Origin of the sequence: Salinimicrobium marinum, from assembly GCF_014651535.1 — a bacterium.
Taxonomy (GTDB): Bacteria; Bacteroidota; Bacteroidia; order Flavobacteriales; family Flavobacteriaceae; genus Salinimicrobium; species Salinimicrobium marinum.
In genome coordinates, this window is record NZ_BMXB01000025.1 from 20,815 (window position 1) to 31,655 (window position 10,841).

9 protein-coding genes are annotated in these 10,841 nt (G+C 39.5%); 6 read left to right on the top strand and 3 right to left on the bottom strand.

Features of this window, described 5'->3' with window-relative positions; all coding sequences use genetic code 11:
• The first annotated feature begins 30 nt into the window (after window positions 1–30).
• Both IE056_RS17680 and guaB read left to right on the top strand, forming a co-directional pair.
• Window positions 31–1,074: a sensor histidine kinase gene (locus IE056_RS17680; protein ID WP_189606320.1), complete on the top strand. Its 1,044-nt coding sequence runs from the start codon at window positions 31–33 to the stop codon at window positions 1,072–1,074.
• A gap of 66 nt (window positions 1,075–1,140) precedes the next feature.
• Window positions 1,141–2,613: an IMP dehydrogenase gene (gene guaB, locus IE056_RS17685; protein WP_189606321.1), complete on the top strand. Its 1,473-nt coding sequence runs from the start codon at window positions 1,141–1,143 to the stop codon at window positions 2,611–2,613.
• Between the two features lie 96 nt (window positions 2,614–2,709).
• Here the strand turns inward: guaB and IE056_RS17690 are convergent, their stop codons facing one another.
• On the bottom strand, window positions 2,710–3,219 hold the full coding sequence (locus tag IE056_RS17690) for an OmpH/Skp family outer membrane protein (RefSeq protein WP_189606322.1): 510 nt from the start codon (window positions 3,217–3,219) through the stop codon (window positions 2,710–2,712).
• A gap of 68 nt (window positions 3,220–3,287) precedes the next feature.
• Window positions 3,288–3,554, bottom strand: a complete 267-nt coding sequence (locus IE056_RS17695) for a hypothetical protein (RefSeq protein ID WP_189606323.1) — start codon at window positions 3,552–3,554, stop codon at window positions 3,288–3,290.
• A gap of 187 nt (window positions 3,555–3,741) precedes the next feature.
• Here IE056_RS17695 and IE056_RS17700 point away from each other — a divergent pair, with 187 nt between their 5' ends.
• From IE056_RS17700 to IE056_RS17715, 4 genes are all read left to right on the top strand, one after another.
• Window positions 3,742–4,602: a peptidyl-prolyl cis-trans isomerase gene (locus tag IE056_RS17700; protein WP_308427661.1), complete on the top strand. Its 861-nt coding sequence runs from the start codon at window positions 3,742–3,744 to the stop codon at window positions 4,600–4,602.
• Window positions 4,577–6,016: a peptidylprolyl isomerase gene (locus tag IE056_RS17705; RefSeq protein WP_229793812.1), complete on the top strand. Its 1,440-nt coding sequence runs from the start codon at window positions 4,577–4,579 to the stop codon at window positions 6,014–6,016. The genes IE056_RS17700 and IE056_RS17705 overlap by 26 nt, the downstream gene beginning before the upstream one ends.
• A gap of 7 nt (window positions 6,017–6,023) precedes the next feature.
• Complete coding sequence (locus tag IE056_RS17710; RefSeq protein ID WP_189606325.1) at window positions 6,024–6,977, top strand: AAA family ATPase; 954 nt, start codon at window positions 6,024–6,026, stop codon at window positions 6,975–6,977.
• Between the two features lie 539 nt (window positions 6,978–7,516).
• Window positions 7,517–9,784 (top strand): aconitate hydratase, encoded by a 2,268-nt coding sequence (locus IE056_RS17715; RefSeq protein WP_189606326.1) that lies wholly within the window; start codon window positions 7,517–7,519, stop codon window positions 9,782–9,784.
• A 266-nt stretch (window positions 9,785–10,050) separates the two neighbouring features.
• Here the strand turns inward: IE056_RS17715 and IE056_RS17720 are convergent, their stop codons facing one another.
• Entirely contained in the window at window positions 10,051–10,476 is a 426-nt protein-coding gene (locus IE056_RS17720) for a hypothetical protein (RefSeq protein WP_189606327.1), read from the bottom strand.
• Window positions 10,477–10,841 lie beyond the last annotated feature (365 nt).

Consider the following 10,841-nt stretch of genomic DNA (forward strand, 5'->3'; position numbering starts at 1 on the left):
CTTTGGAGTGCTTTTTCAAAAAATGACCCTTTGAAAAATGAGGGAGTTCATGCTGTTGTTCTAAATTCTGAAACTGCAGATGAGCTTCTAGCTTTCCATGATAATATACCGGAAGAAACCCTGCAGCAGATCGAAAGCAGGGAATCTGACAATGTGAGACTTCAGGCAGAAAAAGAGGTAGCCGAGAAACAGTTATTCATCAACAGGATCTTTATTGCTGCGCTTGTACTGGTGATCTTGTTCTTATTGGTGCTGGCGCTACAGTTCCGGAACAACAGTCGTCAGAAAGAGATTTTTAACTCCGAATTAAAGGAGAAAAACCGGACCATTCTTGAGCAAAATCATATCATTTCCCAGCAAAATGAAGAACTTTCTGAAATGAATCAGGCGAAAAACCGACTTTTTTCCATTCTATCCCATGACCTACGGTCTCCTATCGGTTCCTTGCAACAGCTGCTGGAATTAATACAATCTGGTGATTTCACGCCCGAAGAACAATCGGGCTTGCTGGATGAAATGTTGGTCCAGGTAACAGGAACTTCTTCCATGCTCCATAATCTGTTGCACTGGGCGAACTCCCAACTGGAAGGAGATAAGGTCACTTTTGAGGAAGTGAACATCCCTAAAAAAGTTTCCAGGGTAGTGGATGCCTATTATCTTGTGGCTAAAAGTAAGAATATTAAGATCATACAGGAGGAGCCAAAGGGACTGCCTAAGATTCAGGTAGATAAGGGGCATCTTTCTGTCATACTTCATAACCTTCTTTCAAATGCCTTGAAATACACGATCGAGGGAAAAGAGATAAAAATAACGTACGCAGTAAAAAATGACCAGGTTCTTTTAAAGTTTTTAGATGGTGGGCAGGGGATTTCAGAAAAAAAAATCAAAGAGATCAAGAATTTGAACAGCCGCATGATCTCCCAGGTAGGTACGGGAATGGAAACCGGTACGGGAATAGGTCTCATGCTGGTAAAACATTTTTTAAATATTAACAGGGCTTCGCTTGATGTTAAGAGTTATCGTGGGGAAGGATCGGAATTTATTGTAGCTTTTAAAAAAGCCGGAATTAATTAACCATTTAAAATTCTCGGATCTGTTCAAAAGAATGTATATTTGCACGCAATTAAATCTTTAATTGCTATGACTGCACACGAATCAAAGATTGTTGGAGAAGGCCTTACCTACGACGACGTCCTTTTAGTTCCCGCCTTTTCTGAAGTATTGCCTCGCGAAGTTAGTATTCAGACCAAATTCACACGAAACATCACGATCAACGTTCCCATTGTCTCTGCGGCTATGGATACAGTGACCGAAAGCAAAATGGCCATTGCCATGGCGCGAGAAGGAGGTATTGGCGTACTGCATAAAAATATGACCATTGAAGAACAGGCTTTAAAAGTTCGGAAAGTGAAACGTGCAGAAAGCGGAATGATCATAGATCCCATCACCCTTACGGTCACTTCTAAAGTGAAAGATGCAAAAGATCTCATGCAGGAGCATAGCATTGGTGGGATTCCCATTGTTGATGATGCAGGTAAATTGCTGGGGATCGTTACGAACCGGGACCTAAGGTTTGAAAAAAACAATGCACGTCCAATTTCTGAAGTAATGACTTCTAAAAATCTTGTGACAGTGGCCGAAGGTACTTCACTGGAAGAGGCCGAAGGAATTCTGCAGGAAAACAAGATCGAGAAATTACCGGTGGTAAATTCTGAAGATAAACTCGTTGGATTGATCACTTTTCGGGATATCACCAAGCTTACGCAAAAACCTATTGCCAATAAAGATACATACGGAAGACTTCGTGTTGCTGCCGCTCTTGGGGTAACGGGTGATGTGGTGGAAAGAGCTGAAGCACTGGTGAAAGCCGGAGTGGATGCCGTAGTTATTGATACTGCCCATGGGCATACTCAGGGAGTAGTGAACGCTTTAAAAGCAGTAAAAGAGAAATTTCCCGATCTTGAAGTGATTGTGGGGAACATTGCAACTGCCGAAGCAGCAAAATTTCTTGTCGAAGCCGGGGCAGATGCCGTAAAAGTAGGAATTGGACCAGGCTCTATCTGTACTACACGTGTGGTTGCAGGAGTTGGATTCCCGCAGTTTAGTGCGGTGCTGGAAGTTGCTGCAGCTATAAAAGGCAGCGGAGTTCCCGTGATTGCCGATGGTGGAATTCGATATACGGGAGATATTCCTAAGGCCATTGCTGCCGGTGCCGATACCGTTATGCTTGGCTCTCTTTTGGCCGGAACCAAAGAGTCTCCAGGGGAAACCATCATCTACGAAGGAAGAAAATTTAAATCCTACCGCGGAATGGGGTCTGTGGAAGCCATGAAAAAAGGTTCCAAAGACCGTTATTTCCAGGATGTGGAAGATGACATTAAAAAGCTGGTTCCGGAAGGAATCGTGGGAAGGGTGCCTTACAAGGGAGATCTCTTTGAAAGCATTCACCAATTTATAGGCGGACTTCGTGCCGGAATGGGGTATTGTGGTGCTAAGGATATTGAAACCTTAAAAGAAACCGGAAGATTTGTGAAGATCACTTCTTCAGGAATACATGAAAGCCATCCGCATGATGTAACCATCACTAAAGAATCTCCAAACTATAGCAGATAAATATGGTTGGAATATTAAAAGAAGCGCCGGAAGTTCAACTTTCCGGCGCTTCTTTTGAGTATTAATCCAGTTAGCTTCCTTTACAGAAGTTCCGGATTACTGCTGAACTGCAATTCCTAATTTAGCAATTACTTTTCCGGTAATATCAGTGTCTTCAGCAGAAAAAGCCAGTGCATTAGATCCTGCATGCAGTATCTGAGTATAACCTTCTTCATTGATCACTTCTACCATTGCGGCATTGATCTTTTCATAAAGCGGTTCTGTCAATTCATTCCTTTTCATTTGCATCATTACAGAAGCTTTTTGACGAAAGCCCTTGATGTCATTTTCAAGAGAAATAATTTCACCTTCCCTGGTTTGTTTATCCTCATCGGTTAAGGTGGCATTTTCCTCCTGGTAAGCACTTACGAGTTTCTCGTATTCTGCAATTGAAGATTCCAGATCCGTCTGCAATTCAGAGTTGTAAAGTTTAAGGCCATCGTTTACTCCTGTCATTTCCGGCATTTGAGAGATAATATATTCAGCATCAATAGTTCCTACTTTGGATTGGGCAAATGCAGAAAAGCTCAAAAGCGCCAGGCTAAAAAATAAAATCAGTTTTTTCATAAATATTGTTAATTTTTGACAAATATAATTTTATCTATCAATAATTTAGCCATGTCGGGAAATTTCCTCTAGAAATCGTTCTTTTCTTCAAAAAGTTGTGCGCGATGTGGTTTTAAAGAATCTCTTACTGCTACCATATCTTTGCGATGTATGACCATGTATGCCATACTGTGCACGTCGGACATCTGTTCATACCCGGTGATTTTTAGATCCAGCTTTTGTTGTTCCACGTATTCCTTTAGATGAATCTCATGATGTTTTGCTGTACGTTCTGCATCTGGCCCTCTAAAATCCCAGATCAGCTTTAATTTTTCATCGTTTTTCCTGTCTTCCATGAGTTTGTTTTTTTCGAAGATAGCTTCAAAATTTGAATTATTTTAATGAAGTTTTATCACAGGTGTTTAATTGGCACGTTTATTTCTACAAGTTTTATAATGAACTCCAGTTCCTTTCGTTATAGGAAACAGTTGGTAAACCTGAGAGAATTCTTATTTTTGTCGCATAATAACGCTGAATATCATTTTGATAAAAAAACCTGTTTTATTTGTTACTGTTCTTTTATTGTTGCTCGCTTCAGGCTGCAATTATTTTGAGAAATCAGAAGAAAAGGAAGTAATTGCCAAAGTCAATAATTCCTATTTATATAAGGAAGATATTGCTTCTTTAGTGTCAGAGAATATTACCAAGGAGGACAGTGCTTTAATTGTTTCTAATTTTATAACCCGCTGGGCAACTCAGCAGCTATTGCTGGACAGGGCGAAAGTTAATCTTTCCAGCGAACAACAAAATGAATTTGATAAGCTGGTAAGCAATTACCGGAACGAATTATACGCAAAAGCCTATACAGATGCTATAATTGCAAGACAACTGGATACCACTGTGAGCAGGGAAGATGCACAACAGTATTATGAACAGAATGGGGAGAATTTTATATTGAATGAAGACCTGGTGAAGCTCAGGTATATTAATTTAACGGCAAACAACAGTAATCTTGAAACAATAAAAACCAGTTTTAGAAGATTCAATAAGGAGGATAAGCAGTCCTTGCTGGATATTGCTATTCAATTTAACTCCTATTCCTTAAACGACTCCGTGTGGGTGAAGACCAAACAGGTGTATGACAAAATTGGACCGTTAACACCAGAGAATGAACTATCCTTGCTAAAAAAACAGAATTTCATGCAACTTGAAGATTCATTAGGAGTATATTTGGTGTTTGTTGAAGATGTTAAATTGCGTAATGAACAGGCGCCATTAGAGTATAGTTTGCCAAACATCAATCAAATTTTACTCAACAAAAGAAAATTAGAACTTATAAAGAAATTAGAAAAAGATATTACTCAGGATGCAATTAAAAATGAACAATTTGAAATATACAATTAAGAAACTGGGATTCCTGCTATTAGCCGGAACATTTTGTAATTCAGCCTTTGCTCAGGTTATCGTTACAGACAGTACTGCAATTCAGGAAAGTCCGCAGATCGCGGCAGTAGCAAATGCCTCGGAGTCGGGTCGTTTTAAAGTAGATGGAGTGGCCGCTGTGGTGGGAGATTATGTGGTTTTAGAGAGTGATATCAGTAAAATGTATATCGATCTTCAAAGCCAGGGAGCTTCTATTAAGGATGTGACTACCTGTAACCTTGCAGGGCAGATCATGGAAAATAAGCTCTATGCTCACCACGCAATTCAGGATAGTATTCTGGTTGCAGATGCCGAAATCAGTGCGCAGGTCGATCAGCAATTATCTTACATGACCCAGCAGGTTGGTTCTCTCGAAAAGGTGCTTGAATTCTACAAGAAAGAAAATGAAGCTGAATTCCGGAAAGAGCTCTTTGATATAAACCGTGAAAATATGCTGGCTTCAAAAATGCAGCAAAAGATCGTTGATGCCGTGGAGGTTACTCCGGAAGAAGTAAGAACTTTCTTTACTAACATTGCTGCAGAAGATCGCCCTCGCTTCGGAACAGAAGTAGAGCTTGCGCAGATTGTGGTAAAGCCGGAAATTCCCCAGGCCGAAAAACAAAAGATCATCGACCGCCTGAAGGAGATGCGTGCAGATGTGGTTGAAAATGGAGCAAGTTTTAATACTAAAGCAGTTTTATATTCACAGGATCCGGGATCTAAATCCTCTGGAGGAAAAATTACCTTATCCCGTCAGGATCCTTTTGTAAAAGAATTTAAGGATGCTGCTTTTTCTCTTCAGGAAGGAGAAGTTAGTCAGCCGTTTGAAACTATTTATGGATATCACATTTTAACTGTAGATAAGATCCGGGGTCAGCAGGTAGATGTGAGACACATTCTTCTTATTCCTGATGTTACTGAAGAAACGAAAAAGGTAGCCCGGGAGAAGATCGACAATGTAAGAGAGAAACTGGTAGATAATGAATTAACTTTTGAGGAAGCAGCAAAAGCAGTTTCAGATGAAAAAGAAACCCGTCAAAGTGGTGGACAATTAGTAAATCCTACCACGGGAGATTCCAGATTTGAATTAACTAAAATTGATCCGGAACTTTATGGACAGGTTTCCAATTTGGAAGAAGGACAGATTTCTAATGTACTAACGGGTCAGGATGATACAGGTCGTCCTATTTACAAGATCTTAACCGTTACAAAGAAGTATGAGGAGCACGAAGCAGACTATGCTCGTGATTACAATAAAATCAAAGAACTGGCTTTACGTGACAAACAGCTGAAAGCCATTGAAGAGTGGCAGAACGAAAAAATTGAATCTACGTACGTAAAGGTAAATGGAGAATATCGTGACTGTGCTTTTAGTGGTAACTGGGTAAAAAAATAGTTGATCCATGTCAGACGTTGCAGCGGTAGAAAATCTTGTAAAGAAGCATACAAAACTTAAGGAGGAAATTGCCCGCATCATCGTGGGACAGGAAAAGGTGATCGATGAGATTCTTATTTCTGTTTTCTCCGGAGGCCATTCTTTGTTGATTGGAGTTCCCGGTTTGGCAAAGACTTTAATGGTAAATACCATTGCTCAGGCACTTGGATTGGATTTTAAACGGATTCAGTTCACGCCAGATTTGATGCCTAGTGACATTCTTGGATCGGAAATATTAGACGAAAACCGGCACTTTAAATTTATTAAAGGTCCGGTTTTTGGCAATATTATATTGGCCGATGAAATAAACCGTACTCCGCCAAAAACACAGGCTGCCCTTCTGGAAGCTATGCAGGAAAGGGCGGTGACTGTAGCCGGGCAGCATTACAAACTTAATTCTCCCTACTTTGTACTGGCTACTCAAAACCCCATAGAGCAGGAGGGAACTTATCCTTTGCCCGAAGCTCAGCTGGACAGGTTCATGTTTGCTATCAAACTGGAATATCCTTCTTTTGAAGAAGAAGTCAATGTGGTGAAGAATACCACATCAGATGTTAAGGTGACCGTTAATCCGTTGTTTACTGCTCAGGAAATCGTGGATTTTCAGCAGTTGATACGAAGAATTCCGGTGGCCGACAATGTAGTGGAATACGCTGTAAACCTTGTAGGGAAAACACGTCCCGCAGGAGACAGGGCACCCGGAATAGTGAAAGAATATGTAGACTGGGGAGCAGGTCCCAGAGCCTCGCAAAATCTTGTCCTGGCTGCAAAAGCACATGCGGCAGTCCATGGGAAATTTTCACCCGATATTGAAGATGTACAAAAAGTAGCTTTTGGAATCCTCCGTCACAGGATTATTAAAAACTACAAAGCCGAGGCCGAAGGAATTTCCGAAGAGCAGATCATTCAGAGCCTTTTTTAAATGGATAATTGGACCAAGGTTTATGCATCCACTCTTCCGGAGTAGGTTTCCCTTTCTGTAAATAATCAAAGAATCAACAACATACTAACGCGTTTGAAAGGCTTTAGAATAGTTATTCTGAATTTGTTTCAGAATCTTATTATTATGTTCCCCAGAATATCTTAGAACCTGAAACAATTTCAGGTGGACGGGAAAAGGGCTTTTTTGACAGCTTCTTCTTTTCTGATAGGTAGAGAGAAAATTCAATTTTTGAACATTTTCGGAATTTATTGATATTTTCCTTGTTCTTTTCCTCTGTTTGTCAGGGAGAAACGGATGCATCCCAATCTTTTTTCTTCAAATTAATAATAACCCTGCCGTAGAATTGTCAAATTCTTAATAATAGCTCCTGCTAATAATAAATGGTTATTTTTTGATGATGTAATTTAAGAATTAGTGAATTATCATTAGCTAAAATTGAGTTTTAGCGCAAAATTTTTAAATACGTTGAAATTTCGTAATTTTGCAATACTTTTTTAGAACATAAAACCTTCACAAAAATGGCATACGATATTGATATGATTAAAAAGGTGTACAGCCAGATTTCTGAACGTGTTGATAAAGCGCGTGAAGTAACTGGTAAACCTTTAACCCTTTCAGAAAAAATTCTTTATTCTCACCTGTGGGATGGTAATCCATCTCAGGGTTTCACCAGAGGAAAAGATTATGTTGAATTTTCTCCGGACAGGATTGCCTGCCAGGATGCAACTGCACAAATGGCCTTGTTGCAATTTATGCAGGCAGGAAAGAAACAAGCAGCAGTACCAACTACTGTGCATTGTGATCACCTGATCCAGGCAAAACTTGGGGCTCAGTTTGATTTACCAAGCGCAAAAAAATCCAGTGATGAAGTATTTGACTTTTTAGAATCTGTTTCTAACAAGTACGGAATTGGATTTTGGAAGCCGGGAGCGGGAATTATTCACCAGGTAGTACTTGAAAATTACGCCTTCCCTGGGGGAATGATGATTGGTACAGATTCTCATACTGTGAATGCAGGTGGATTGGGAATGGTCGCTATTGGTGTTGGTGGAGCCGATGCTGTAGATGTAATGGCCGGAATGCCATGGGAGCTTAAATTCCCTAAATTGATTGGTGTAAAATTAACCGGAAAACTTTCCGGATGGACTGCACCTAAAGATGTGATTTTAAAAGTTGCCGGAATTCTTACTGTAAAAGGTGGTACGGGAGCTATTATTGAATATTTTGGCGAAGGAGCACGATCTATGTCTGCTACTGGAAAAGGAACCATCTGTAACATGGGAGCTGAAGTAGGAGCTACTACTTCTACTTTTGGGTATGACGAATCTATGGAGCGTTACCTAAGAGCTACTAACAGAGCAGATGTTGCAGATGCTGCCAATGATGTAAAAGACTATTTGACGGGTGATGATGAAGTTTATGCAAATCCTGAGCAGTATTTTGATGAGGTGATTGAGATCGATCTTTCTGAATTGAAGCCTCACCTTAATGGACCATTTACGCCCGATCTTGCTACTCCTATTTCTGAAATGGGTGAAAAAGCCAAAGCAAATGACTGGCCTATTAAAGTGGACTGGGGATTAATTGGATCCTGTACCAACTCTTCTTACGAAGATTTAACCCGTGCGGCATCTATAGCCAAACAAGCAGTTGATAAAAAAGTAAAGGCCAAATCGGACTTCGGAATAAACCCGGGATCTGAAACCATACGTTTTACAGCTGAAAGAGATGGCCTACTTCAGATTTTTGAAGATCTTGATGCTACCATCTTTACAAATGCCTGTGGACCATGTATTGGTCAATGGGACAGAAGTGACAGAAAAGGAGATGAAAAGAACACGATTGTTCATTCCTTTAACCGGAACTTTTCAAAACGTGCTGACGGAAACCCCAATACTCATGCCTTTGTTGGTTCTCCAGAAATGGTTGCAGCAATTGCGATTTCAGGTAGGCTGGATTTCGATCCTACTACAGATAAATTGATTAATGAAGATGGGGAGGAAGTGCTATTGGATGAGCCAACAGGGCTAGAACTTCCACCAAAAGGATTTGATGTGGAAGATCCCGGTTATCTTGCTCCAACAGAAGATGGATCATCTGTAGATGTGAAAGTAAGCCCTAAATCTGAAAGACTTCAGTTATTAGAGCCTTTTGCACCATGGGATGGAAAAAACCTTACAGGAGCAAAACTTTTGATCAAAGCTCATGGCAAATGTACGACAGACCATATTTCTATGGCTGGACCTTGGTTGAGATTCAGAGGACACCTTGATAATATTTCCAACAATTGTTTGATTGGTGCGGTGAATGCCTTTAATATGAAGACAAACTTTGTAAAGAGTCAGATTACAGGTGAATATGATGCAGTGCCGGCAACTCAACGTAAATACAAAGCTGCGGGAATTCCTACAGTAGTGGTGGGAGATCATAATTACGGGGAAGGTTCATCACGTGAGCATGCTGCCATGGAGCCACGTCACCTTGGTGTAAAAGTGGTATTGGTAAAATCTTTTGCCCGTATCCATGAAACAAACCTTAAAAAGCAAGGGATGTTGGGGATTACTTTCGAGAATGAAAATGATTATGAACTTATCCAGGAAGATGATACTTTCAACTTTATAGATCTTGAAAGCTTCGCACCAGACAAGCCTCTAACAATAGAAGTACTACATGCAGATGGATCTAAGGATACCATTAAAGCACTTCATACCTATAACCAGCCTCAAATTGAGTGGTTCAAGGAAGGATCTGCATTAAATCTTATTAAGAAGCAGAACGCCGCTTAAAAGATTTAATTAGTAATAATTTAATGCCCCCAATAAGTCCAGGACTTGTTGGGGGCATTTTTTATTGTCAATTTGGTGAAATCAGACACATAAATGATGAGAAGAGAGCGATTTTAAAATGATGGCTCTTCTAAAAACGAAAAACTCAATTCCTTTCGAAATTGAGTTTTGTAAAAATTAGATGAGGAGACTTCGATGTTTTAACACCGAAGTTTTTATTGAGTAATTTTTGCCCCCCAGTAAAAATTACTCCTTTTCTCTCTCATCTATTTAGATAAAGACTCCAGTCTTCTTTTTTGTTGTAGAAGTATATCTACCGTCGAAGAAGATATATTTTGATTATAGAGCGTTTCATAATACATTTTAATGTTTTGCCGCTCTTTCTGATAACAAACCTCCCAATCTGTATTACTGAAAGTATTGCGGGCCAGATATTCCAGTTTAAGGAACATCGGTAAATATTCCATTACTGTACTGGCAATTTTTGACTCTCGAATCGCATTTTTAATGCTAAATAAATGGCCTCGTAGCTCCAATTTAATTTTTTCTCTCAGAATTATTAATCGGTCAACATTTTCTGCCAGCTCCTTTTCTTCCTTCGGAATGTCATAATAAAGTATATAATACATTTGAAGTAAATGGTCGTTGGAAAGGTCTAACCTGAGAAGCTGAGAGTAAAGTTGGAACCGCATTATAATAAGATTTGGTGGTGAATCTATTTTCAAATCTAAAGAAAATTCCTTCTTCTTCTACCTGTAGAAATTTGATTAACAGAACTTTAGGATTTATGTAAGATGACGTGTAAGAAACCGTAGGGAAATTTGGATTATTTGCATTTAAAATACGACGAAAGTAAAATGTTAGCAATTAATTTTTCCGGAGATCAGAATGTTAAACCAGATGTTGTTAACATAATCTTAGGAAATGTAAAAAAAACATTACAGAGAAGAATGAGGGCACTGAAAAACTATCTCTTTTGAGGTAATTTTATGAAAGCGATCAAGCAAAAAAGTATTTTTGACTTGGTCGCTTTTTTTGTGGGTGATTTTTTGAGCTG

Coding starts and splice junctions, on each gene's coding strand:
- guaB (WP_189606321.1), top strand. CDS start 1,141: ATGACTGCACACGAATCAAAGATTGTTGGAGAAGGCCTTACCTACGAC.
- IE056_RS17690 (WP_189606322.1), bottom strand. CDS start 3,219: ATGAAAAAACTGATTTTATTTTTTAGCCTGGCGCTTTTGAGCTTTTCT.
- IE056_RS17695 (WP_189606323.1), bottom strand. CDS start 3,554: ATGGAAGACAGGAAAAACGATGAAAAATTAAAGCTGATCTGGGATTTT.
- IE056_RS17705 (WP_229793812.1), top strand. CDS start 4,577: ATGAACAATTTGAAATATACAATTAAGAAACTGGGATTCCTGCTATTA.
- IE056_RS17710 (WP_189606325.1), top strand. CDS start 6,024: ATGTCAGACGTTGCAGCGGTAGAAAATCTTGTAAAGAAGCATACAAAA.
- IE056_RS17715 (WP_189606326.1), top strand. CDS start 7,517: ATGGCATACGATATTGATATGATTAAAAAGGTGTACAGCCAGATTTCT.
- IE056_RS17720 (WP_189606327.1), bottom strand. CDS start 10,476: ATGCGGTTCCAACTTTACTCTCAGCTTCTCAGGTTAGACCTTTCCAAC.